22 protein-coding genes are annotated in these 24,089 nt (G+C 73.9%); 11 read left to right on the forward strand and 11 right to left on the reverse strand.

Annotated elements, in window-relative coordinates; all coding sequences use genetic code 11:
- The first annotated feature begins 20 nt into the window (after nt 1-20).
- Complete coding sequence (locus tag GV155_RS12135; RefSeq protein WP_160008262.1) at nt 21-962, forward strand: SDR family oxidoreductase; 942 nt, start codon at nt 21-23, stop codon at nt 960-962.
- A 19-nt stretch (nt 963-981) separates the two neighbouring features.
- Here GV155_RS12135 and ispG read toward each other — a convergent pair whose 3' ends face one another.
- From ispG to dxr, 4 genes are all read right to left on the reverse strand, one after another.
- Entirely contained in the window at nt 982-2,133 is a 1,152-nt protein-coding gene (gene ispG, locus GV155_RS12140) for a flavodoxin-dependent (E)-4-hydroxy-3-methylbut-2-enyl-diphosphate synthase (RefSeq protein ID WP_160008264.1), read from the reverse strand.
- Nucleotides 2,134-2,260: 127 nt separating this feature from the next.
- Complete coding sequence (locus GV155_RS12145; RefSeq protein ID WP_160008266.1) at nt 2,261-3,205, reverse strand: endonuclease domain-containing protein; 945 nt, start codon at nt 3,203-3,205, stop codon at nt 2,261-2,263.
- Nucleotides 3,206-3,395: 190 nt separating this feature from the next.
- Nucleotides 3,396-4,775: a M50 family metallopeptidase gene (locus tag GV155_RS12150; RefSeq protein WP_236554291.1), complete on the reverse strand. Its 1,380-nt coding sequence runs from the start codon at nt 4,773-4,775 to the stop codon at nt 3,396-3,398.
- Nucleotides 4,772-5,893, reverse strand: coding sequence for a 1-deoxy-D-xylulose-5-phosphate reductoisomerase (dxr, locus tag GV155_RS12155; protein ID WP_236554292.1), 1,122 nt, complete (start codon nt 5,891-5,893; stop codon nt 4,772-4,774). The genes GV155_RS12150 and dxr overlap by 4 nt, the downstream gene beginning before the upstream one ends.
- 53 nt (nt 5,894-5,946) lie before the next feature.
- On the opposite strand from dxr, the gene gabT reads away from it, so the two are divergent.
- The 4 genes from gabT (at nt 5,947) to GV155_RS12175 (ending at nt 11,422) form a co-directional block, all read left to right on the forward strand.
- Nucleotides 5,947-7,290, forward strand: a complete 1,344-nt coding sequence (gene gabT / locus GV155_RS12160; protein WP_160008268.1) for a 4-aminobutyrate--2-oxoglutarate transaminase — start codon at nt 5,947-5,949, stop codon at nt 7,288-7,290.
- Between the two features lie 97 nt (nt 7,291-7,387).
- Entirely contained in the window at nt 7,388-8,641 is a 1,254-nt protein-coding gene (locus GV155_RS12165; RefSeq protein ID WP_160008270.1) for a lipase family protein, read from the forward strand.
- 176 nt (nt 8,642-8,817) lie between these two features.
- Nucleotides 8,818-9,684: a serine protein kinase RIO gene (locus GV155_RS12170; protein WP_160008272.1), complete on the forward strand. Its 867-nt coding sequence runs from the start codon at nt 8,818-8,820 to the stop codon at nt 9,682-9,684.
- A gap of 52 nt (nt 9,685-9,736) precedes the next feature.
- Complete coding sequence (locus tag GV155_RS12175) at nt 9,737-11,422, forward strand: choice-of-anchor I family protein (protein WP_201300153.1); 1,686 nt, start codon at nt 9,737-9,739, stop codon at nt 11,420-11,422.
- 59 nt (nt 11,423-11,481) lie between these two features.
- Here the strand turns inward: GV155_RS12175 and GV155_RS12180 are convergent, their stop codons facing one another.
- From GV155_RS12180 to GV155_RS12190, 3 genes are all read right to left on the reverse strand, one after another.
- On the reverse strand, nt 11,482-12,696 hold the full coding sequence (locus GV155_RS12180; protein ID WP_160008274.1) for a saccharopine dehydrogenase family protein: 1,215 nt from the start codon (nt 12,694-12,696) through the stop codon (nt 11,482-11,484).
- Nucleotides 12,697-12,709: 13 nt separating this feature from the next.
- Nucleotides 12,710-14,143 carry a gamma-aminobutyraldehyde dehydrogenase gene (locus tag GV155_RS12185; RefSeq protein ID WP_160008276.1) on the reverse strand — a complete coding sequence of 478 codons (1,434 nt, stop codon included), beginning with the start codon at nt 14,141-14,143 and terminating at the stop codon, nt 12,710-12,712.
- A gap of 105 nt (nt 14,144-14,248) precedes the next feature.
- Nucleotides 14,249-14,734: a hypothetical protein gene (locus tag GV155_RS12190; protein ID WP_160008278.1), complete on the reverse strand. Its 486-nt coding sequence runs from the start codon at nt 14,732-14,734 to the stop codon at nt 14,249-14,251.
- A gap of 60 nt (nt 14,735-14,794) precedes the next feature.
- On the opposite strand from GV155_RS12190, the gene GV155_RS12195 reads away from it, so the two are divergent.
- Nucleotides 14,795-16,237 (forward strand): purine-cytosine permease family protein, encoded by a 1,443-nt coding sequence (locus GV155_RS12195; protein ID WP_160008280.1) that lies wholly within the window; start codon nt 14,795-14,797, stop codon nt 16,235-16,237.
- A 2-nt stretch (nt 16,238-16,239) separates the two neighbouring features.
- A complete protein-coding gene (locus tag GV155_RS12200) occupies nt 16,240-16,791 on the forward strand; it encodes a cysteine hydrolase family protein (RefSeq protein WP_236554293.1) in 552 nt (183 codons plus the stop codon).
- Here GV155_RS12200 and GV155_RS12205 read toward each other — a convergent pair.
- The gene (locus tag GV155_RS12205; protein WP_160008282.1) at nt 16,773-17,018 is read right to left on the reverse strand and encodes a three-helix bundle dimerization domain-containing protein; all 246 of its coding nucleotides are present in this window, start codon (nt 17,016-17,018) and stop codon (nt 16,773-16,775) included. The genes GV155_RS12200 and GV155_RS12205 overlap by 19 nt on opposite strands.
- 128 nt (nt 17,019-17,146) lie before the next feature.
- Between GV155_RS12205 and GV155_RS12210 the strand changes: the two genes are divergently transcribed.
- Nucleotides 17,147-17,812 (forward strand): hypothetical protein, encoded by a 666-nt coding sequence (locus GV155_RS12210; protein WP_160008284.1) that lies wholly within the window; start codon nt 17,147-17,149, stop codon nt 17,810-17,812.
- 4 nt (nt 17,813-17,816) lie between these two features.
- Here the strand turns inward: GV155_RS12210 and GV155_RS12215 are convergent, their stop codons facing one another.
- The gene (locus GV155_RS12215; RefSeq protein WP_160008286.1) at nt 17,817-19,451 is read right to left on the reverse strand and encodes an amidohydrolase; all 1,635 of its coding nucleotides are present in this window, start codon (nt 19,449-19,451) and stop codon (nt 17,817-17,819) included.
- A 112-nt stretch (nt 19,452-19,563) separates the two neighbouring features.
- Between GV155_RS12215 and GV155_RS12220 the strand changes: the two genes are divergently transcribed.
- Nucleotides 19,564-20,952 carry an aspartate aminotransferase family protein gene (locus tag GV155_RS12220; protein ID WP_160008288.1) on the forward strand — a complete coding sequence of 463 codons (1,389 nt, stop codon included), beginning with the start codon at nt 19,564-19,566 and terminating at the stop codon, nt 20,950-20,952.
- 40 nt (nt 20,953-20,992) lie between these two features.
- A complete protein-coding gene (locus GV155_RS12225; RefSeq protein ID WP_160008290.1) occupies nt 20,993-21,157 on the forward strand; it encodes a hypothetical protein in 165 nt (54 codons plus the stop codon).
- Between the two features lie 170 nt (nt 21,158-21,327).
- On the opposite strand, the gene GV155_RS12230 is transcribed toward GV155_RS12225, so the two are convergent.
- On the reverse strand, nt 21,328-21,513 hold the full coding sequence (locus GV155_RS12230) for a hypothetical protein (protein WP_160008292.1): 186 nt from the start codon (nt 21,511-21,513) through the stop codon (nt 21,328-21,330).
- A gap of 120 nt (nt 21,514-21,633) precedes the next feature.
- Between GV155_RS12230 and GV155_RS12235 the strand changes: the two genes are divergently transcribed.
- The gene (locus tag GV155_RS12235) at nt 21,634-22,995 is read left to right on the forward strand and encodes an FAD/NAD(P)-binding protein (RefSeq protein WP_236554294.1); all 1,362 of its coding nucleotides are present in this window, start codon (nt 21,634-21,636) and stop codon (nt 22,993-22,995) included.
- 64 nt (nt 22,996-23,059) lie between these two features.
- On the opposite strand, the gene GV155_RS12240 is transcribed toward GV155_RS12235, so the two are convergent.
- A complete protein-coding gene (locus tag GV155_RS12240) occupies nt 23,060-23,995 on the reverse strand; it encodes a hypothetical protein (protein ID WP_160008294.1) in 936 nt (311 codons plus the stop codon).
- Nucleotides 23,996-24,089: the final 94 nt, after the last annotated feature.

The raw sequence follows: 24,089 nt of genomic DNA on the forward strand, positions 1-24,089 counted from the left end.
CCGGGTGCTTGGCTGGGGTCATGAGCAGCCCCGTCTCCGGTCCTCCCGTCGCCCTCGTCGCCGGGGCGACCCGGGGCGCCGGTCGTGCACTCGCCGTCGAGCTGGGCCGGGCCGGTTTCCACGTCTACGCCACCGGCCGGTCGAGCCGGGCCGGCGGGCCGTCGGAGATCGGGCGGCCGGAGACGATCGAGGAGACCGGCGAGCTGGTCGAGGCCGCCGGGGGGTCTGCGAGCGCGGTGGTGGTCGACCACGAGGACGCCGAGGCGGTGGCCTCGCTCGTGGGCCGGGTCGAGGCCGAGCACGGGCGTCTCGACGTGCTGGTCAACGACGTCTTCGGCGGCGACCGCTACGCCCAGTGGGACACGCCGCTGTGGGAGCACGACCTCGCCGGTGGCGCACGGATGCTGCGGATGGGCGTGTGGACCCACCTCGTCACCGCCCACCACGCGCTGCCGCTGCTGCTGCGGACCGCGGCGGCGACCGGACGCGACGGGCTGCTGGTCGAGATGACCGACGGCACCGCGGAGTTCAACGCCGCCTACCGCGAGTCGGTCGGCTTCTACTACGACCTGGTCAAGGCCGGGGTCGGCCGGATCGTGCTGGGGCTGACCCACGAGCTGCGCGACCACCCGGTCACCGCGCTGGCCGTGACCCCGGGCTGGCTGCGCTCGGAGCAGATGCTGGAGGGCTTCAAGGTCACCGAGGCGACCTGGCGGGACGCGCTCGTCCAGGTGCCCGGCTTCGCCATCTCGGAGTCACCGACCTACGTGGCGCGGGGAGTGGCTGCGCTCGCCGGCGACGCGGCTCACGAGCGCTTCGCGGGGCGGACGCTGACGTCGTACGACCTCGCGACCACCTACGGGCTCACCGACACCGACGGGTCCCGGCCCGACTGCTGGGGCTACCTCGCCCGGCACGGCCTCAGCGAGCAGAGCGGGGCGGGCGTGGCGGAGTTCCGCTGAGCCGGCTGGTGCCTCGGAGTCAGCTGACGGAGACCTGGGCGCCGGCGCCGTCGACGGCCTCCATGCCCTCCGCGATCCGCATGGCCTCCTCGATCAGGGTCTCCACGATCTGCGACTCGGGCACGGTCTTGACGACCTCGCCCTTGACGAAGATCTGGCCCTTGCCGTTGCCGGAGGCCACCCCGAGGTCGGCCTCGCGGGCCTCGCCGGGGCCGTTGACGACGCAGCCCATGACGGCCACGCGCAGCGGGACCTCGAGGCCCTCGAGCCCCGCGGTCACCTCGTCGGCGAGCTTGTAGACGTCGACCTGGGCGCGGCCGCACGACGGGCAGGAAACGATCTCGAGGCGGCGGGGCTTCAGGTTGAGCGACTCCAGGATCTGCAGGCCGACCTTGACCTCCTCGACCGGAGGCGCGGACAGGGAGACCCGGATGGTGTCGCCGATGCCCTGCGAGAGCAGGTGGCCGAAGGCGACCGAGGACTTGATCGTGCCCTGGAACGCAGGCCCGGCCTCGGTCACGCCGAGGTGCAGCGGCCAGTCGCCCTCGGCGGCGAGCAGCTCGTAGGCGCGGACCATGATCACGGGGTCGTTGTGCTTGACCGAGATCTTGAAGTCGCGGAAGCCGTGCTCCTCGAAGAGCCCGGCCTCCCACTTGGCCGACTCCACCAGCGCCTCCGGGGTCGCCTTGCCGTACTTCTCCAGCAGGCGCTTGTCGAGGGAGCCGGCGTTGACACCGATCCGGATGCTCGTGCCGTGGTCCTGCGCGGCGCGGGCGATCTCCTTGACCTGGTCGTCGAACTTGCGGATGTTGCCCGGGTTGACCCGGACCGCGGCACAGCCGGCCTCGATGGCGGCGAAGACGTACTTGGGCTGGAAGTGGATGTCGGCGATCACCGGGATCTGCGACTTGGTCGCGATCGCGGTCAGCGCGTCGGCGTCGTCCTGGCTCGGGCACGCCACGCGGACGATGTCGCAGCCCGACGCGGTCAGCTCGGCGATCTGCTGCAGGGTCGCGTTGATGTCGCTGGTCAGCGTGGTGGTCATCGACTGAACCGAGATCGGGTGGTCGCTGCCCACCCCGACCTTGCCGACCTGGATCTGGCGGGTCTGACGGCGCGGCGCGAGCACCGGCGGTGGTGCTGCGGGCATGCCCAGGCTCACGGTGCTCATGTCTCCGAGCGTACTGCCCGACCGTCGCCACCCCTCCCCCTGCGGCGGACGTCATACCCGCCGCCGGACGTCATCCCTTCCGCAGGGACGTGTCCTCGATCTGGATGACGTCCTGCGACGACCGACCTCAGGCCGCGGCCCGGACCCAGCCGCCGTGTCGCAGGGCGTCCTCCACCTGGTCGAGGAACTCCTCCGGCTGCAGCCGGAGACCCAGCAGCGGGATCCGCAGCACCGAGTCACCGCTCAGCACCAGGGCGTTCTGGCGCAGGGCGTCAGCGGCGACCTGGTCGACCCAGGTGTGGTGGATGCCGTCGACCTCGACCACCACGCGGAAGGTCGTCCAGTACAGGTCGAGGTAGTAGCGACCACGGGCGTCGCGTCGCAGCACCTGGCGGTCGGGTGCCGGCAGGCCACGGGCCCGCAGGGCTCGTACGACGTCCAGCTCGCCCAGCGACCGCACGCCCTCCAGCAGCTCGAGGACCACCTCGTGGAGCAGCAGGCGTCGTCGGTCGCGTCGGACCCGGAGCGCCTCGCGACCGAGGAGCTCGGGCGTGGTGAGGCCCTGCTGCACCGTGGCGGTCAGCAGGTAGGTCGCCTGACGCTCGGTGGTCGCCCACAGCGCCGCCCGGACCGCGGCCACCTCCGGCCGGGTCCGGGGCGGCCCGCCGCGGGTGATGACGTCCTCGGCGCACCACCGGCGGGTCTGGCGGACGTCGTACGCCGCGGAGCGCCGCACCCGGGCACCGCGCGGCACGGACACACGGACGCGCTCGACGTCGAACCGCTCGAGACCCGAGGCGACGAGGGAGGCAGCCCCGTCCAGGCAGGCGCGCGGACCACCCTGGAACACCGCGGCCCAGTGGTGCGCCGTGACCTCCATCGGCCCGGTGTGCAGGCACACCGACTGGTCGCCGACGGCCACCCAGCGCCGGGCGCGTACCTCCCCCTCGACCTGCCAGCGCGTCACGCCGAGGCGGTAGAGGTCGCGCCGCGAGACCACCCCTGGTTGCCGTGCGGCCAGGGCGCGCGCGTCGCGGAGGGCTCGGGAGTCGAGGCGGGAGGTGAGGACCATGCCGGCAGCGTCGCCGCCGGTGGGCGGCCCCGGCAGTCGTCGGCACCCCACCTGGGGACGACGTCGGCGTACGGCCCACTGTGGACACCTCCCGGCCGGTCCATCACCCGGCGCGACCGCAGGACGTCATCCGTCCCGCGGACACGGGTCCTCGATACGGATGACGTCCCGGGCGGGCCCGGAGCAGGACTCAGCCGGCGAGGGAGATCGGGGCCACCACGTCGCCGAGGATCAGCACCACGCCCATCACCATCAGCACCAGCCCGAAGCCGTACGCGATCGGCAGCATCCGGGCCACGTCGACGTAGCCGGGGTCGGGGCGACGGCGCAGCCAGGCGAGCCGGCGGCGTACGGACTCCCACGCCGCGCCGGCGATGTGGCCGCCGTCGAGCGGGAGCAGCGGGACGAAGTTGAAGACGCCGATGAACAGGTTGAAGCCGGCCACCAGCGACAGCAGGCTGAACGCCCGGTCGCCCGCGGGCACCTCGGTCGTCGATGCCGTCTCCCCCGCGATCCGGCCGCCGCCGACGATGCTCACCGGGCTGTCGGCCTGGCGCTCCTCGACCCCGACGATGGCCTGGCCGACCTCGAAGACCTTGATCGGGAGGGTGCCGATCGCCTGCACCGTGTCGACGGTGAGCGAGCCCATCCGCTCGATCGTGTAGAGCGGGCCGCCGGTCGGCACGACCAGCTCGGCCTCCGGCGAGACGCCGAGGAAGCCGACCTCGGTCAGGGTCTCGTCCTCGCCGGTCAGGTCGTCGGGACGCAGCTCGACGGTGGTGCTGGTGCGCCCGACCTCGCGCTGGCCGTCGCGCTCGAAGCCGATCACCGCCGCACCGGAGGCGTTGTCGCGGATCAGCCCGCGCAGCTGATCCCAGCTGGTCACGGCGGTGCCGTTGAAGTCGGTGATGGTGTCGCCCGGGAGCAGGCCGGCCTCGAAGGCCGGCGCGTCCGGGTCGCCCTCGCGGCAGTCCGTGCGCTGCTCGGAGTACGGGATGACGCAGCGCGACACCTCGGCGACCACGGGCCGACCCGGGGCCGGCTCGGCGCTCGCGGCGCTCATGTCGCCGTAGGTGCTGAAGACCGTCCAGAACAGCAGGAACGCGATCAGGATGTTGACGCTCGGCCCGCCGGCCATCACCACGATCTTCTTCCACGGCGGCATCTTGTAGAACAGCCGGTCCTCGTCGGCGGCGGTGATCGTCTCGTACTCCGCGGAGCGGGCGTCGGAGACCAGCTGGGTGAAGAGCCCGGTGTTGGACTTGCGCACCTTGTGGACCTCGCGGCCCTGCTCGTCGAGCTCGACCGGCCCGGCCAGCTCCTCGGCCCCGGGCGGGAGCATCCCGACGATCTTGACGTAGCCGCCGAGCGGGATCGCCTTGACGCCGTACTCCGTCTCGCCGACCTGCCGGCTCCAGACGGTCGGGCCGAAGCCGATGAAGTACTGCGTGACCTTCCCGCCGAACCGCTTGGCCGGGATCATGTGACCGAGCTCGTGCAGGCCGATCGAGACCAGGATCGCGCCGACGAAGAAGACGACCCCGGCGGTGTACAGCAGCACGGTCGTCACGTCGCGCTCCTCTCGATGACCCGGGTGGCCTCGGACCTCGCCCACGCGTCGGCGGCGAGCACGTCGTCGAGGGTGAGGTCCGCCGCTGAGCCTACGTCGTGGCGCGTGACGACCTCGGCGACCGCATCGACGATGCCGGTGAAGCGCAGCCGCCCGTCCCGGAACGCCGCGACGCACACCTCGTTGGCCGCGTTGTACGCCGCCGGCGCGGTCCCCCCGCGGCGTCCGGCCTCGCGGGCCAGCGCCACGGCGGGGAACGCCTCGTCGTCGAGCGGGGCGAAGTCCCACGTCTGCGGGCGGGTCCAGTCGACCGGGGGCGCGGCGTCGGAGACGCGCTCGGGCCAGGACAGTCCCAGCGCGATCGGGATCCGCATCGTCGGGGGGCTGGCCTGGGCCAGGGTCGAGCCGTCACGGAACTCCACCATCGAATGCACGACGCTGGTCGGGTGCACGACCACCACGATGTCGTCGTAGGGGACGCCGAAGAGCAGGTGCGCCTCGATCACCTCGAGGCCCTTGTTGACCAGGGTCGCCGAGTTGATGGTGATGACCGGGCCCATGTCCCAGGTGGGGTGGTCCATCGCCTGCGCGACGGTCACGTCGTGGAGGTCGGCGCGGGTGCGCCCGCGGAACGGCCCCCCGCTCGCGGTCAGCACGAGCCGTCGTACGTCGGCCGCGGTCCCGGCGCGCAGGCACTGCGCGAGCGCGCTGTGCTCGGAGTCCACCGGGACGACCTGGTCGGGCGCGGCCCGGTCCAGGACCAGCGGGCCACCCATGACCAGCGACTCCTTGTTCGCCAGCGCCAGCGTGCGGCCGGCCTCGAGCGCGGCCAGGGTGGGGCGCAGGCCGACGGACCCGGTGATCCCGTTCAGGACCACGTCGCACGGCAGGGTGGCGGCCTCCACCGAGGCCTCCTCCCCCAGGCCGGCGAAGAACGTCCCGCCCAGCTCGGGCGCCGCGGCCCGGCACCGCGCGACCTGCTCCTCGAAGAGCTCGGGGTTGCTGCCCCCGGCGGTCAGCCCGACGACCCGGAAGGCCTCCGGGCTGGCGGCGACCAGGTCGAGCGCCTGGGTGCCGATGCTGCCGGTCGAGCCGAGGATGACCACGTCGCGTCGCACGCGCCCAGTGTCGCAGCCTGCCCGCAGCGGCGGATCGGCCGTAGCATCCGACCATGACGCAGACGATCACCGGCGGACCGGGTCTCACGCAGGAGCGCAACCTCGTCACCGAGGTCCCCGGGCCGCGCTCGCGGGAGCGGCTGGCCCGCAAGAAGGCCCACGTGGCCGACGGCGTCGGCACGGCGCTGCCGGTGTTCGTGGAGGCCGCCGGCGGCGGGGTCCTGCGCGACGTCGACGGCAACACCCTCATCGACCTCGGCTCCGGCATCGCGGTGACGACCGTCGGCAACAGCGCCGAGGCCGTCGTCCGCCGGGTGCGCGAGCAGCTCGACGCCTTCACCCACACCTGCTTCATGGTCACGCCGTACGACGCCTACGTCGACGTCTGCGAGGCCCTCGCCGAGGTCACCCCCGGCGACCACGCCAAGAAGTCGGCCCTGTTCAACTCCGGCTCCGAGGCCGTCGAGAACGCCGTCAAGATCGCGCGCGTGGCCACCGGCCGCGACGCGGTCGTGGTCTTCGACCACGCCTACCACGGGCGCACCAACCTGACGATGGCGATGACGGCGAAGGTGATGCCCTACAAGCACGGCTTCGGGCCGTTCGCCGGTGAGGTCTACCGCGCCCCGATGTCCTACCCGCTGCGCGACGGGCTCAGCGGCGAGCAGGCCGCCGCCCGGGCGGTCGAGGTGATGGAGAAGCAGGTCGGCGTCGACAACCTGGCCTGCGTGGTCATCGAGCCCGTCCAGGGGGAGGGCGGCTTCGTCGTGCCCGCCCCCGGTTTCCTGCCGGCACTGGCCCGCTGGTGCCGCGAGCACGGCGTCGTCCTCGTCGCCGACGAGGTGCAGTCCGGCTTCTGCCGCACCGGCGACTGGTTCGCCTGCGACCACGAGGGCGTCGTGCCCGACCTGGTGACGACCGCGAAGGGCATCGCCGGCGGGCTGCCGCTGGCCGCGGTCACCGGTCGCGCCGAGCTGATGGACGCCGTGCACACCGGCGGTCTCGGCGGCACCTACGGCGGCAACCCGCTGGCCTGCGCCGCCGCCCTCGGGGCGCTCGAGGAGATGCGCACCCACGACCTCGTCGGCCGGGCCCGTGAGGTCGGCGTGATCCTGCACCAGCGGCTCGGCGCGCTCGCCGCCGCGCACCCGGTCGTGGCCGAGGTGCGCGGGCGCGGGGCGATGGTCGCGGTCGAGCTGTGCGTGCCCGGCACCACCGAGCCGGACGCCGCACGGACGGCCGCCGTCGCGGCGGCCTGCCACGCCGCCGGCGTGGTCGTGCTGACCTGCGGGACCTACGGCAACGTGATCCGGGTGCTGCCGCCGCTGTCGACGACCGACGCGCTGCTGCACGAGGGCCTCGACGTGCTCGCCGAGGCGTTCGCCGCCACGGCCTGACCCCACCCCACCCGACACCTGACGTGTGTCGGTCGTCACGGCTAGCCTCGGGCCACCGTCGGCGACTCCCCGCCGGCGCACGACCCCCGGGGGACCCATGCTCCGCACCCTGGCCGCGACCGCCACCGCAGCCCTCGCCCTGACCCTCCTGCCGGCCGCCACGGCGACCGCGGCCGCACCGGGCGCCGACGACCGGGCGCAGCGCACCGCTGCCCGGGCGGCGACCGCCGCGGCCGTCGCCGGCGGCTTCTACACCCCGCCCGCCGACCTGTCCGGGCCTCCGGGCCGGGTGCTCAAGCAGCAGCCGACCGAGACGGTCCTGACCCCCGGCGACGTCCCCGCCCGGGCCCAGCGGCTGATGTACACCAGCCGTGGTGCCCACGGCGAGCGCACCGCGGTGACCGGCACGCTGCTCACCCCGGCTGCGGAGTGGGTCGGGCCGGGCGAGCGGCCGCTGGTCTCGTTCGCCGTCGGCACCCAGGGCATGGCCGACCGGTGCGCGCCCTCACGGCAGCTGCAGGCCGGGTCGGAGTACGAGTCGGCCTTCATCGGCGGGCTCGTCGCCCGCGGCTACACCGTCGTCGTGACCGACTACGAGGGCCTCGGCACCCCGGGCACCCACGCCTACGTCAACACCGTCGCGCTGGGGCGCAACGTGCTCGACGCCGCCCGGGCCGCGACCCGCGTCGAGACCGACGCCGTGCCGACCTCGGCCCCGGTCTACACCGCCGGCTACTCCGAGGGCGGCAACGCCTCGGCCGGCGCACTCGAGCAGGCGGCCGACTACGCACCCGGGCTGAACCTCGCCGGCGGGTACGCCGGGGCGGTCCCGGCCGACCTCGCGAAGGTCGCCGGCCCGCTGGACCGCTCGATCTACGCCGCGTTCCTGCTGTACTCCGTGGCCGCGCTCGACGCCGACTACCCGCGGCTGGGCATCTCGGACCTGCTCAACGCCGAGGGGCGTCGTACGGTCCGGGCCGCCAAGCAGACCTGCACCTCCGACGGGATCGGCGAGCTCGCGTTCACCGACTCGCGCGACCTGACCCGCAGCGGCCGGCCGATCACCGAGTTCCTCGCCCGCCCCGACATCGCCCGGGTGCTCGAGCGGCTGCGCGTCGGCGACCAGGCGCCCGAGGTCCCGGTCCTGATGGCCCACACGCGCCTCGACGACGTCGTCCCCTTCGCCCAGGCCCGCACTGCCGCCACGCAGTGGTGCGCCGGGGGTGCCACCGTCGCCTTCCGGGCCGGGATCGCCCCGACCCACGTCGGCGGCGCGGTCGAGTCCTACCCGAAGGCACTGGCGTGGCTGGAGGGCCGGGTGCAGGGCCTTCCGTCCCCCAGCACCTGCTGACCCAGCACCTGCTGGACGGGCCGCGATAACCCGTTGCGCCGCGCGCCCGGCCGGCCCCACCCTGGGGTCGAGCCGGGCGCGTGGTGCGCCCGCCCGAGAGGAGCACGACATGTCGACGACTGCCCGCGGCCTGCCCGCAGACCCGACCCTCCTCTCCCGACGGAGCACCCCACGCGATGACGCACGACCACGCAGCACCGGCGGCACCCGCCGCTGACCCCCGCTTCACCTTCTCCTTCACCGCCTACGACGACCTCCCCGACGGCGCCCGCTGGTCGACCTGGCTCGACGTCGACCCGCTCTGCCGCGGACCCGAGCCACGCCCCGGCTGGGTGGTGACCTCCCAGGGCGCCGTCGACACCGAGCTCGGTGTCCTGAAGACCGGCAAGGAGGCCGACGTCCACCTCCTCGAGCGCGCCGACCCCCACGACCCGGCGCAGTCGGTGGTGATGGCGGCCAAGCGCTACCGCAGCCCGGAGCACCGCAGCTTCCACCGCGCGGCCGGCTACACCGAGGGCCGCAGCGTGCGGCGCTCGCGCGACGAGCGGGCGCTCAAGCGGGGCAGCACCTGGGGCCGCCAGGTCGCCGCCGGCGAGTGGGCGACCGCCGAGTGGGACGCGCTCGTGCGCTGCCACCTGCTCGGGCTCCCGGTGCCCTACCCGGTCCAGGTGGACGGGACCGAGCTGCTGATGGAGTGGGTCGTCGTCGACGGCGAGGACGGCCCGGTCACGGCGCCGCGGCTCGCCCAGGCCCGTCCCTCCCCCGCCCTGCTGGCGTCGTACTTCGACCAGCTGCGCGAGGTCATGACGACCCTGGTGCACAGCGGCCTGGTGCACGGCGACCTGTCGGCCTACAACCTGCTGGCCGCGGGCGATCGCCTGGTCGTGATCGACCTGCCGCAGGTGGTGGACCTCGTCGGCAACCTGAACGGCGCGGACTACCTGATGCGCGACTGCACCAACGTCTGCACGTGGTTCCGGGCCCGCGGCCTCGAGGTGGACGAGCACGCGTTGTTCGGCGACCTGATGGCCCACGCCTTCTAGCCGGTCGGACGGTGTTGGGCGGGCGTTCACCCGGGGGCGGTGGGATCCGCGCGTGACCCTCTCCTGTCCCCGGCCCCGTCCCGTGCTGCTCGCCGCGGCGGCCGTGCTCGCCCTGTCCACCGCCGCCCCGGCGCTCGCCGCCCCGGCCGACGACGGGGTGGCCCTGACCCCCCGCGGCACCCACGTGACCGGCCAGTTCGACGAGTCGGCCGCCGAGATCGTCGAGCACGACCCCCGCACGCAGCGGTACTTCGTCGTCAACGCCCTCTCCGGCGCCGTCGACGTGCTCGACGCCCGTGACCCCGACCGGCCCACCCGGGTCGGCGGGGTCACCGTCGCGGGTCTCGCGTCGGCGGACGGCTCCACGATCGACGCCGACGCCCAGGTCAACTCGGTCGCGGTGCAGGACGGGCTGCTGGCCGCGGCGGTCGAGGCCGGCGACAAGGTCTCGCCGGGCTGGGTCGCGTTCTTCCGCACCCGCGGCGACGTCGCCTTCCTGGGCGCGGTCCGCACGGGCGTGCAGCCCGACAACCTCACCTTCACCCCCGACGGCGCGCAGGTCGTCACGGCCAACGAGGCCGAGCCGGCCGACGACTTCTCGGTTGACCCGGCCGGTTCGGTGGGCGTGGTCGACGTCGAGCGGGCCCTCGCCGGCAGGCAGGGTGCCTCGCGCCTGGCCGGCTTCCGCGCCTTCGGGGGCGACGCCCTGCCCGACCGTGTCCGGGTCTACGGCCCCGACGTCGCGGTGCCGGAGGGCCAGCGGCCGGCCGGCCGCGTCGCCCGCAACCTCGAGCCGGAGTACGTCACCGTCGATGCCTCCTCCCGCACCGCCTACCTGACCGTGCAGGAGGCGAACACCGTGGCCGCCGTCGACCTGCGCCGGGCGCGGGTGCGCGAGCTGATGCCCCTGGGCACCAAGGACTGGACCGCCTCGGGGGCAGGCCTCGACGCCAGCGACCGCGACGGCGCCGTCAACCAGCAGCCGTGGGACGTCAGCGGGCTCTACCTGCCCGACTCGATCGCGTCGTACGAGGTGCGGGGCACGACCTACCTGGTCACCGCCAACGAGGGCGACGCCCGCGAGTGGGGCGACTACGTCGACTCCGAGCGCCTCGCCGACAGCCGCTACCCGCTGTGCGCCGACGCCTTCCCCGACGCCGAGGAGCTGCTCGCCGACGAGGCGCTCGGCCGCCTGAACGTCTCCGAGGAGGACGGCATCCGTGGCGAGGGCGAGGCCGCCTGCCGCGAGGAGGTGGTCACCCTCGGTGGCCGGTCCTTCAGCATCTGGACGACCGACGGCGAGCAGGTCTACGACTCGGGCAGCCGGTTCGAGTCCCTCCTGGCCGGCGGCGCCGGGGGCGTCGACCCCGCGGTGGCCTTCAACGCCACCAACGACGACAACGACTCGTTCGACAACCGCAGCGACGACAAGGGCCCCGAGCCCGAGGGCGTCACGCTCGGCAAGGTCGGCGGCCGGACGTACGCCTTCGTCGGTCTCGAGCGGGTCGGCGGCGTGATGACCTTCGACGTCACCACGCCGCGTCGCGCCCGGTTCGTGGACTACGTCAACGCCCGCGACTTCTCCGCGGCTGCTGAGACGCCCGAGGCCGGCGACCTCGGTCCCGAGGGCCTGGCCTTCGTCTCCCGCAAGGACAGCCCCGTACGCCGGCCGCTGCTCGCGGTCGGCAACGAGGTCTCCGGCACCACGACGGTGTTCTCGGTGGGCCGCGGCCGCTGACCGGTCCGGGGCCGAGTGGTCCCGGGCCGAGTGGTCCGGGGCCGAGCGGACCGGGGCGTCTAGGGAGTCATCTCCTGGACGCCCCACGGGGCGCCGTACTCGGTGAGCAGGTCCAGGAACGGCACCGCGTCGAAGGCCTCGGGGCCGAGCACGCCGGCGCCGCTCCAGGTGCCGCGCGCGAGCAGCTCGAGGGCGACCACGGGGTTGACCGCGGTCTGCCACACCACGCACTGGTGGCCGTACTCGCGCATCGTCCACTCGTTGTCGACCACGTGGTAGAGGTAGGTCGAGCGGGGCTCGCCGTCCTTGCCGGTGCCGGTGACCCAGAGGCCGGCGCAGGTCTTGCCGGTCATCAGCGGGCCGATGGTGGCGGGGTCGGGCAGGCAGGCGGCGACCACGTCGCGCGGGGAGACCTCGACGCCCTTGACCCGGACCTTCTCGGTCGAGTCCAGGCCGAGGGTGTGCAGGGTGCGCAGGATGGTGATCATCTCCTCCCCCAGGCCGTACTTGAAGGTCGCGCGACGGCAGTCGACCCAGCGCGGCATGAGGAGCACCTCCTCGTGCTCGACGTTGACGCACTCGACCGGCCCGATGCCCTCGGGGAAGTCGAAGACCTCGGGCTCGCTGAACGGCGCGGTCGTGTGCCAGGCGCCGTCCTGCCACACCACCGGCGGGTTCAGGCACTCCTCGATGGTCGTCCACATCGAGAACGACGGCGCGAACACCTCCGCCCCGCTCTCGTCCCGCACCACGAGGTTGGCGCCGTCGCGGGTGCCGAGCTCGTCGATCTCGGAGAACAGGTGGTCCGCGGCGTAGCGGGCGAAGACGTCGGAGAGGCCGGGCTCGACCCCGATCCCGACCAGCGCGAGCCGGCCCGCGTCCTCCCACGCGCCCGCCCGGGCGAACTGCTCGTCGCCGAGCTTGACCCCGGGGGTCTCGTACGGCGTCTCGGGGTGCGGGCGCGAGAGCGACATCGCCATGTCGAGGTAGTCGGCGCCGGCAGCCAGCGCGCCCTCGAAGAGCGGCATGTCGAAGACGGGGTCGACGGCGTTCATCAGGTGCGTGACGCCGTGCTCGCGGCACAGCGCCGTCACGGCGTCGGCGTCCGAGGCGTCGAGCTGCGCGGCGGTGAACCGCGCGTCGACCGCCGCGGCGCGCTCGGCGCGGGCGAGGTCGTAGTCGGCGACCACGATGGTCTCGAAGAAGTCGCGGCGCGCGGCGATGGCCGCGAACGCCCCGCCGACGCCCCCGGCGCCGGCCAGCAGGATCCTCATGCGTCCGTCTTCCTCACTCGCCGATGTAGGACATGACGTGCTTGAGGCGCGTGTAGTCCTCGAGGCCGTACATGGACAGGTCCTTGCCGTAGCCGGAGTGCTTGAAACCGCCGTGCGGCATCTCGGCCACGATCGGGATGTGGGTGTTGATCCACACCGCACCGAAGTCGAGCCGCTTGGCCATCCGCATGGCGCGGCCGTGGTCGCGGGTCCAGACCGAGGAGGCCAGGCCGTACTTCACGCCGTTGGCCCAGCGCAGCGCCTCGCCCTCGTCGGAGAACCGCTGGACGGTGATGACGGGGCCGAAGATCTCGTCCTGCACCTGCTCGTCGTCCTGGCGCAGCCCGGAGAGCACCGTGGGCTCGTAGAAGTAGCCACGGTCGCCCTGCCGGCTGCCGCCGGCACGCACCTCGGCGTGGTCGGGCAGCCGGTCGACCATGCCCGAGACGCGGTCGAGCTGGTCGGCGTTGTTGAGCGGTCCGTAGAGGACGTCCTCGTCGTCGGGCATGCCGGTACGGGTGCCTCGCGCCTGCTCGGCCAGGGCCGCCACGAAGTCGTCGTGGACGCCGGGCCCGGCCAGCACCCGGGTGGCGGCGGTGCAGTCCTGGCCGGCGTTGAAGTAGCCCGCGGCGGCGATGCCCTCGGCGGCGGCCTCGACGTCGGCGTCGTCGAAGACGATCACCGGCGCCTTGCCACCGAGCTCGAGGTGGACGCGCTTGAGCTGGTCGGCCGCGGAGTGGGCCACCTGCATGCCGGCGCGGACCGAGCCGGTGATCGCGACCAGCTGCGGCGTCGGGTGCTCGACCAGGGTGCGCCCGGTCTCGCGGTCACCGGTGACGACGTTGAACACCCCCGGCGGCAGGAACTCCTGGCACAGCTCGGCGAACAGCGTGGTCGAGGCCGGCGTGGTGTCGCTCGGCTTCAGCACGATCGTGTTGCCGGCGGCGAGCGCCGGCGCGATCTTCCAGACCATCATCATCAGCGGGTAGTTCCACGGCGTCACCTGGCCGACGACGCCGATCGGCTCGCGGCGCACGAACGAGGTGTGGTCGGCGAGGTACTCCCCGCCCGACTTCCCCTCGAGCACCCGGGCCGCGCCGGCGAAGAAGCGCAGCTGGTCGATCGCCGGCGGCAGCTCCTCGGTGGTGGTGAAGCCCAGCGGCTTGCCGGTGTCGCGGCTCTCCACCCGCACGAACTCGTCCGCGCGGCGCTCCAGGGCGTCGGCGATGCGCAGCATCGCCAGCTGCCGCTCGGCCGGGGTCGTGTCGCCCCAGGTCTCGAAGGCCGTCTCGGCGGCGCGGAAGGCACGGTCCACGTCCTCCGCGCCGGAACGCGGCGCGGTGGCGTACACCTCGCCGGTGGTGGGGTCGAGGACGTCGGAGGTCTCGCCCGAGGCGGCCTCGACGAGCTCGCCCCCGACGACGTTGCGGAAGGTCTGGTTCGCCATGCTCCGACCCTAGGGCACTTCCCCACGGATTCGGTAGGGCGAAACGTGGTCGTCAACCGATTCCGTCGTCATGCGGCGTGCGGCCGTGAGTATCGACCCGCGCCCTCAGGTCGGCAGGAGGGCCTGCAGCTCCACCAGCCGGGCCCGGGGGTCGGACCACCGCACCAGCCCGAACACGTCCGTCAGCCGGTCCAGCGCCGCCTGCTCGGAGCTGCTCAGCTCCTCGTCGGCGTCCGGACCGTCCGCCAGCTCCTCGGCCGTCTCGTCCCGGTCGTAGGCGAGACCGCCGACCTGGGCGCCGTTGCCGTGGAGCAGCAGCCCGAGGAACTCCCGCAGGTCCGCCCCCACGACCACGTACGGATCGTCCGAGAGCGGCGTGTACAGCAGGACGGCTCCGTTCGGGAGGAGGCAGAACTCGTGCTCGCTGCCGTCACGGGCGAACGGTTCCCCGACGCGTGGTGCGGCATCGACCCAGGGGGCGAAGTCGTCCGCGTCCGCGACCAGCACGCAGTACTCGTCCAGCCCCTCCTCGACCACGGGGTCGGAGCGGAGGAGCGCCTTGAGCGCCCCGAGGTCGGCCTGGCTGCTCATGCCCCGGACCCTACCGACGGCCCCTCCCCGGTGCGGTCCGGCGGACCGTAGGGTCGACGCATGACCGAGCAGGCCCCCGCGGGGCCCCAGGGACGCGTCGAGACCAACGGCATCAACGTGATCGCGGAGGGCGAGCGCAAGGGCCGCCCCCACGACCTGTTCTGGCCCTGGACGGCCGCGTCGATCTCCGTGTTCGGGATCAGCTACGGCGCGTTCGCGCTGTCGTACGGGATCAGCCTCGGCCAGGCCGTGGTCGCCTCGGTGGTCGGGATCGTGGGCGCCGGGCTGCTGGCGGGCCTGGTCGCCACGGCCGGCAAGCGGGGCTCCGCGCCCACGCTGGTGCTCTCGCGCGCGGCGTTCGGCGTCGAGGGCAACCGGGTGCCCTCCGCGGTGTCGTGGCTGCTGACCGTGGGCTGGGAGACCGTGCTGACCTCGCTGGCGGCCCTGGCCACGGCGACCGTCTTCCGCGAGCTCGGCTGGGGCGGCGGGGACGTCACGCTCGCGATCGCGCTGGCCGTCGTGGTCGTGCTGATCGTGGCCGGCGGCGTCATCGGCTTCGACCTGATCATGCGGGTGCAGACCTGGATCACCGGGATCGGCGTCGCCCTGACCGCGGTCTACCTGGTGCTGGTGCTCGACCGGATCGACCTCGGCGCGGCCACCGCACTGCCCTCCGGCACGACGGCCGGGGTGGTCGGTGCGATCGTCCTCGTCGCCACCGCCACGGGGCTCGGCTGGATCAACGCCGCCGCCGACTACTCCCGCTACCTGCCCCGGGGCGCGTCGACCTTCGGTGTCGCGGCCTGGACCACGGCCGGCCTGTCGGTGGCCAACCTGGTCCTGATCGGGCTGGGCCTGCTGCTCGCCGGCTCCGACCCCGCGCTGGGCGAGGCGATCGGTCTCGACCCGATCGGTGCGCTCGCGAGCCTGCTGCCGACGTGGTTCCTGGTCCCGTTCGTCGTCGTGGTCGTCCTCGGCCTCGTCGGCGGGGCGCTGCTGGACATCTACTCCTCGGGGCTGTCCCTGCTCGCCCTGGGCCTCCCGGTCTCACGACCGGTCGCCGCCGGGATCGACGGGCTGCTGATGGTGCTGGGCTCGGTCTACGTGCTGTTCTTCGGGGAGGACTTCTTCGGCCAGTTCCAGGGGTTCCTGATCACCCTCGGCGTCCCGATCTCCGCCTGGGCCGGGATCATGCTGGCCGACCTGCTGCTGCGTCGCGGCGACTACGACGAGGCCGCGCTGAGCGACCGGAGCGGCCGCTACGGCGCCGTCCGCTGGCCGACCCTCGGCGTGATGGTGGTGGGCACCGCCGTCGGGTGGGGCCTGGTCACCAACACCTACGCCGGCTGGCTGTCCTGGCAGGGCTACCTGATGGGCCCGTTCGGCGGCAAGGAGGGCGAGTGGGCCTTCGCCGCGATCGGGGTGCCGGTCGCGCTCGCGATCGGGTTCGCCGGCTACCTGCTGCTGCAGCGCGGCGCGGTGGCCCGCACCGAGGGGCGCTGACGGTGCCGGCAGGGCGTACCGGCCCGCGCGACGAGCCGTGGCTGGTCGTCATCGACCTCCAGCACGTCTTCGCCGACCAGGTCAGCCCGTGGTGCGTACCCGGCTTCGCCGAGGTCGTGGACCGGCTCCCCGGCCTCGTCGAGCAGCACCGCGGCCGGGTCGTGGCGACCCGGTTCGTCCCGCCGGTCGCACCGCAGGGCTCCTGGGCCGAGTACTACCGCACCTGGCCGTTCGCCCTCGACCCGGCGCACACCGGGCTGTGGGAGCTGGTGCCGGAGGTGACGGCGCTGCTGCCTGCGACCGTGCCGGTCGTCAGCCGACCGACGATGGGCAAGTGGGGCGAGGAGCTGCTCGCGGCGACCGGGGGCTCCCGCCACCTCGTGCTGTGCGGCGTCGCCACGGACTGCTGCGTCCTCTCGACCGCGCTCGCCGCGGCCGACGCGGGCGCCTGGGTGCGGGTCGAGTCGTCGGCCTGCGCCGGCGGCACCACCGCGGACCACGAGCGCGCGCTCGCTGCGATGGCGCTCTACGCCCCTCAGGTCGAGGTGGTCTGAGCAGCCGTCGTCGCGGCGATCCGGTCGCGGACGATGTGCTCGACCAGGAGCGGGACGTAGGTCTGGATGCGGGCGCCGGTGAACCCCGTCGACGCGTCCTCGACCCACCGCTCGACGGTGGCGATCCAGTCCGGGTCCCGGTCCGAACCATGGGTGGCCAGACGGGTCGCCACAGCACGCAGGCGGTCGCCGTCGGTCGCGCGCGCGGGGTGGGAGAGGGTGCTCACACCGTCACGCTCCGGGACCCCGGGCGTGCCGTCCAGGGCCGAACGGCACCTGGTGCTCGTCCCGGCAGGATCGGAACCAGGACGGGCCCGTGGCCGTCCCACCGGCACCGACCCCCCGAGGAGGACCCGTGCGACACCGCTCGTCCCGCACCGCCGTCCCGGCCGCCCTGACGGCCCTGCTGCTCGCGACCATGTCCGCCTGCGGTGCCGACACCGGCGCCGACACCGGCGGCGACGCGCCCGACCCCGGCGGCACCACGACCGACCTGGCCCGCACCGACCCGGCCGTCGACGAGCTCGCGGCGCAGGACGGCCGCCCCTGCCCCGCCCGGCTGCCCGGCCGGGACGACGACGCCTTCGGCGGCACCGACCCGGCGGCCTCCGCCCCGGACCTCGCAGCACCGGACCGCGCCTGGGTCTGCCGCTACCAGCTCGCGGACGGCGCGGAGGGCGCGGCCTGGACCCGGCAGACGCGCCCGCAGCAGGTCGCCGCCGACCGGCTGCCGGACCTCGCGGCCGCGTTGGCCGAGCTCGCGCCGGCGGACGACGGTCGGCTGTGCACCGAGGAGCTCGGCCCGCGCTACCTGCTCGTGCTCGCCGCCGACGGCGACGCCGGCACGGACCTGACCGGTGTCGCGGTCGACGGCTTCGGCTGCCGCGACGTGCGGCTGACCGACGACCCGTCCACGACTGCGCCGGGCGAGGCGTCGGCGCCCGGTGTCGTCCCGGGCGTGCTCACCGCGCCCGACGACCTGGTGGAGGTGCTCACGTCGGGCGGGCTCACCGGTCGTTGACGGATCAGGATCCGAAGACCCGCTCCCCCGCCACCCACGTCCCGACGACCTGCGCCGCACCGATCTCCGTGACCGGACCGGCGAACGGGTCCCGGTCGAGGAGCACCAGGTCGGCCTCCCTGCCCGGGGCCAGGGTGCCGACCTCGGCCTCGCGGCCGTTCACCCAGGCGCTGCCCGAGGTGTATGCCGCCAGCGCGGTCACGAGGTCCACCGCCTGCTCGGGCAGGAACGCCTCGGTGCCACCTCGCCCGTGCTCGCCGTAGGACGTGCGGTTGACGGCGGTGTGGATCGCCTCGAACGGCGCCGGGCTGCTCACCGGCCAGTCGCTGCCCATCACCAGCCTCGCGCCGTGGCGGACCAGCGCGCCGAACGGGTACTGCCACCGGGCCCGCTCCGCGCCGACGAACGGCAGCGTCAGCTGAGTCATCTGCTCGTCGAGGCACGCCCACAGCGCCTGGGCGTTGGCGGCGACGCCGAGCTCGGCGAAGCGCGGCAGGTCGACGGGGTCGACCATCTGCAGGTGGGCCACGTGGTGCCGCCCGACGCCCCGGCGTCCCACGGGGACGTCCGCGAACGCGTCCAGCGCCTCGCGCACCCCCCGGTCGCCGATGGCGTGCACGTGGACCTGGAACCCCGCCGCGTCGAGCGCCACGACGGCCTCGCGCAGCGCCGCCGGGTCGACGAAGGAGTGCCCGTGGTTGGCCGTCGCGTGACCGCAGCGGTCGAGGTACGGCGCCCCCAGCGCCGCGGTGCCGTTCTCGGCCACCCCGTCCTGCATCACCTTGACGCTGGTCGCCCGGAACCGGCCCTGGGAGTAGGAGTCGCGGCGGGCCAGCAGGTCCGGGAGCTGCTCGACGCCGCGCTCCCGGTCCCACCACAGCGCCCCGACGACGTGGGCGGTGAGAGCACCGCGCCCGGCCGCGCGCCGGTAGGCCGGGCCGGGGTCGTCCAGGCCGGCGTAGTCGCCGACGATCGCGTCCTGCCAGCCGGTCACGCCCAGGGAGTGCAGGTAGGCCTGCCCGGCCAGCAGCGCCGCGTCGTACTCCGCGTCGGTCGTCGGCGGGACCAGTCGCGACACCAGCGCCATCGCGCCCTCGTGCAGGGTCCCGGTCGGACGCCCGCGGTCGTCCCGCTCGATGCGTCCGTCGGGCGGGTCGGGCGTGCGCTCGTCGACACCGGCCATCGCCAGGGCGCGGCTGCTGACCCAGGCGCCGTGGTGGTCGCGGTTGGGAAGGAATACCGGCCGGTCCCCGACGACGGCGTCGAGGTCGGCGGCGGTGGGCGTACCGCCCGGGAAGGCCGACATGGACCACCCGCCGCCCAGGACCCAGGGAAGGTCCGGGTGGGCCGCGGCGTACGCCGCGACCGCGGCCAGGGTGGCGGGCCGGTCGGTGTGCGCGGTGAGGTCGCAGCGGATCCGCTCGAGCCCGCCCTGGACGGCGTGGACGTGGGCGTCGACGAGGCCGGGGAGGACCAGCCCGCCCCCGGCCTCGACGACCTCGGCGTCGTCCGCCCACCGCTCGGGCTCCCCCGGGCCGAGCAGGGCGACGATCCTGGTGCCGCGCACGACCACGGTCCTGGGCCCGCGCAGGCGGTGTCCGTCGAAGACCCGCCCGTCCCGGATGACGAGGTCACGCATGCGACAGGTATACACCGACGAGACAGCCCTCAGCGACGGATTTCGTCACAAATCGATCGGATCGCCACGAATCCGCTTGCATCCGGGCCGGACCAGCGCGCACCATGGACCCATGCACCCGGACTACGACCACCTCCAGCAGGCTGCCAAGGACCACCTGTGGATGCACTTCACGCGCCACGGCTCCTACGACCACGCAGACGTGCCGATCATGGTCCGGGGCGAGGGGGCGTACCTCTTCGACGCCCAGGGCAAGCGCTACCTCGACGGCCTGGCCGGGCTGTTCGTCAGCCAGCTCGGCCACGGACGCGAGGAGCTCGCCGAGGCCGCGGCCAAGCAGGCGCGCGAGCTGGCGTTCATGCCGCTGTGGTCCTACGCGCACCCGACCGCGATCGAGCTCGCCGAGCGGCTGGCCGGCTACGCCCCCGGCGACCTGAACCGGGTCTTCTTCACCTCCGGCGGCGGCGAGGCCGTCGAGAGCGCCTGGAAGCTGGCCAAGAACTACTTCAAGCTCACCGGCAAGCCGATGAAGCACAAGGTCATCAGCCGCGCCATCGCCTACCACGGCACCACCCAGGGCGCGCTGTCCATCACCGGGCTGCCGCTGCTCAAGCAGCAGTTCGAGCCGCTGGTCCCCTCGACCTTCCGGGTGCCGAACACCAACATCTACCGCGCCGCCGAGATCACCGGCGGCTTCCTCGACGGCAGCGACCCCGAGGCCTTCGGCCGCTGGGCCGCCGACCAGATCGCCGTCGCCATCGAGAACGAGGGCCCCGACACCGTCGCCGCGGTCTTCCTGGAGCCGGTGCAGAACGCCGGCGGCTGCTTCCCGCCGCCCCCGGGCTACTTCGAGCGGGTCCGCGAGATCTGCGACGAGTACGACGTGCTGCTGGTCTCCGACGAGGTCATCTGCGCCTTCGGCCGGCTGGGCTACTTCTTCGGCGCCGAGCGCTTCGGCTACCAGCCCGACATCATCACCTGCGCGAAGGGCATCACCTCGGGGTACGCCCCGCTCGGCGCGATGATCGCCAGCGACCGCCTGATGGAGCCGTTCCTGGCCGACAAGGTCTCCTTCGCCCACGGCTACACCTTCGGCGGGCACCCGGTCTCCACCGCGGTCGCGATGAAGAACCTCGACATCTTCGAGGACGAGAAGGTCTTGGAGAACGTCCGGGACAACACCGACGCGCTGCGCGCCACCCTCGAGCGGCTCAAGGACCTCCCGATCGTGGGCGACGTCCGCGGCGACGGCTACTTCTTCGGCATCGAGCTGGTCAAGGACAAGGACACCCTGGAGTCGTTCACCTCCGAGGAGTGCGAGCGCCTGCTCTACGGCTTCGTCTCCAAGCAGCTCTTCGCCGAGGGCCTCTACTGCCGCGCCGACGACCGCGGGGACCCGGTCGTCCAGCTCGCGCCCCCGCTGGTCTGCACCCAGGAGCACTTCGACGAGATGGAGCAGATCCTGCGCGTCGTGCTCGACAAGGCCGGCTCGCTCATCTGAGACCGCGCCGAGGCGCGGCGTGGGCGGGCATGATGGGGCGATGACCTCCCGACCGCTCCGCTGCCGCCTCGGCCTGCACTCGTTCCGGCGCAACCAGCGCGACGCCGAGGGGCGCTACTTCTGCCGCCGGTGCGGCGAGCAGGGGCGGGACGAGCACTTCGACGCGGAGCGGATGCCGCCCGGCAACGGCGGCAACGGCGCCTGACCGACTGACGAGGGAGTCCTCCGCGCGATCCAGGGGTCGGGCCGGATCGGCCGCGCCGGCAACCCGTACCGGGCGTGCCGTGACCGACCGCTCAGGGCTCAGTGCAGCGGATCGGTGCCGGATACGCGTACCGATCCGCTGCACTGCTCACGCCCGCGACGCGGACCGCCTCACGCCCGGTCGGTCCGCGGCAGCGGCAGCTCGTCGGCGACGTACCAGTGCACCCAGGTGAGCGGGAAGACGAGCCCGGCGAGCACCGCCAGGGCCCACGGGTTGCCGCGGCGCCGCGCACCGAGCGCCGTCAGCGGACCGAACGCCACCAGCGGGACGACGAACCAGACGAGGACCTCGGTCACGCCACCAGTGTGGACCCGGGCAGCCCGCGACGGAAGAGTCGTCGCGACGCACCGCACCGGACACCGCTAAACCGAACTAATCCAGTAGCCTTTGTCGAGAACCGACCTGAGGAGGCCTGGGTGACCACGATCTCGATCATCGGGGGCGGGGCGAGCGGCACGCTCACCGCCGTCCACCTGCTGCACGCCTCGCGCGGCAGCGACCTGCGCGTCGTGCTCCACGAGCGCGGCGCGGCCGTCGCGCGCGGGGTGGCGTACGGCACGACCGACGAGCGGCACCTGCTGAACGTGCGCAGCCGCGACATGAGCGCCTTCCCCGACGACCCCGGGCACCTCGTGGAGTGGGCGCTGGGCGCCGGCCGCCCGGTCGACCCGCTGGGGTTCCTGCCCCGCGCGACCTACGCGGCCTACCTCGACCACCTCCTCGCCGAGGCCGACGACGGCCGCCTGACCGTGCGTACCGAGGAGGTGGCCGACGTCCTCCCGGCACCGGTGGGACCCGGCTACTACGTCCGGGGCCCGCAGGGCACGACCCGGGCCGACGGTGTCGTCCTGGCCTACGGCAACCTCCCGCCCCGCGCGCTGAGCACGACCGACGGGCCGCTGCCGGAGACCTCCTGGCACCTGCCGAGCGCCTGGGACACCGCGGCCCTCGACGCGCTGGCCGACGACGCCACCGTCGTCCTGGTCGGCAGCGGCCTCACCGCGGTGGACGCCGCCATCACCCTGCTCGACGGCGACACCCGGCGGCGCGTGGTGATGCTGAGCCGGAACGGGCTGCTCCCCCGCGCGCACCTGCCCCTGCCCTGCTCCACCAGCTGGGTCACCCAGGCACCGACCGGCCCGCTCAGCGCCGACGGCCTGGCCGCGCTGGTCACCGCGCAGGTCGACCGGGCCCGGGAGCGGGGCGTCTGCTGGCGCTCGGTCGTCGACGGGCTGCGCGGGACCACCCAGCGGCTCTGGCTCCGGCTCGACACCGCGGAGCGCGCGAGGTTCGTGCGCGAGCACGCCCGCGGCTGGGAGGTGCTGCGCCACCGGATGGCGCCCGGCGTCGCCGAGAGGATCCGGTCGTACGCCGACCAGGGCCGCCTCGAGGTCGTCGGCGGCGGCCTCACCGCCGTGGAGGACCTCGGTACGCAGGCGCGGGTCGCCCTCGCCGGCGGGCGCAGCATCGAGGCCGACGCGGTCGTCAACTGCACCGGCCCGTTGACCGACCTCGACGCCACCGCCGTCCCGCTGCTCGCGGCACTGCGCCGTCGCCGGCTGCTGGCCCGGGACGCCCTCGGGCTCGGCGTGGCCTGCCTGCCCGACGGCACGGTGCTCGACGACCAGGGCCTGGTCGTCCCTGACCTCCACGTGGTCGGCCCCCCGCGCAAGGGCGCGCTGTGGGAGACCACGGCGGTGCCGGAGATCCGTACCCAGGCCGCCGAGCTGGCCGAGCGGCTGGCGGCTCGCCACGTCAGGGTCGCCGTTCCGGCCTGACCGCCCGCCGTCTGGCTGTCTGGCCGGGCGGCCGGGCGGCCCGCCGCCCGGCCGCAGGTCCACCTCAGCGGCGCAGGAGCTCGATCTCCTCGAGCGTCCCGTCGTCGTCCAGGTCGACCTCGACGACCTCGGTGCCGACGGTCAGGTCGGCGGTCGAACCCTCGTCGTCGCGGTCCTCGTCGCTGTCGCGGTCCCCGTCGCTGTCGCGGTCCCCGTCGTCGTCGCGGTCCCCGTCGTCGTCGCGGTCGTCGCGGTCCTCGAGCTCGATCTCGGTGTCCGCGGTGACGATGAAGCTCAGCGTGTTCTCGCCCGCGGCGATCTGGAGCTCGCCGGTGGTCTCGTCGAAGGACGTGACGAGCCCGAGCAGGTCGCCGTCGTCCTCGCCGTCGTCGAGCGAGCAGTCGTCCCCCTCCTCGTCGTCGTCGTCCTCGTCGTGCTGACCGTCGCCGTCGTGGTCCTCGTCGCCGTCGAGGACACCGTCGTCGTCGGAGTCGTCGTCGTCGGCGCGGTAGCCGAAGTCGTTCTCGTCCTCGTCCGAGACGTGGTCGTCGTCGGCGTCGTCGTCGTCCTCGCGGCAGGACTCGGAGGCGTCGTCCTCGTCCTCGTTGTCCACGCCGTCGCGGTCGGAGTCCTCGTCGCCGTCGCGGATGCCGTCGTCGTCGGAATCGCGGTCGTCCACGTCGGTGTCGCGGTCGTCGTCGAGGACCTCGTCCCCGTCGTCGTGGCCGTCCCCGTCGGAGTCCTCGTCCTCGGGCAGCGCGCCCCGGCGGAGCTCGGCGAGGTTGCGCAGGCCGTCCCTGTCGAGGTCGGCGCGGGCGTCGGCACGCTGCGGGTCGAGCCCGTGACGCGCCTCCCAGCGGTCGGGCATCCCGTCGTCGTCCCGGTCCGCGCCGGCGGCGTAGGTCGGTGCGGACGCGAGGATCAGGGAGGACAACGTCAGGGCGCCGGACGTGGCCAGGAGGGCGGCGCGGCGGGTCGGGTTCTGGTGGAAGACGGACATGGGGGGATGCCTCTCGTCGGTGCTGGGGGGACGGTCCTCGGGCAGGACCGGTCACATCATCACCAGCGCCGCGGCCGCGCACGACGCATCGCCG

The organism is Nocardioides sp. AX2bis, from assembly GCF_902506435.1.
GTDB lineage: Bacteria > Actinomycetota > Actinomycetes > Propionibacteriales > Nocardioidaceae > Nocardioides.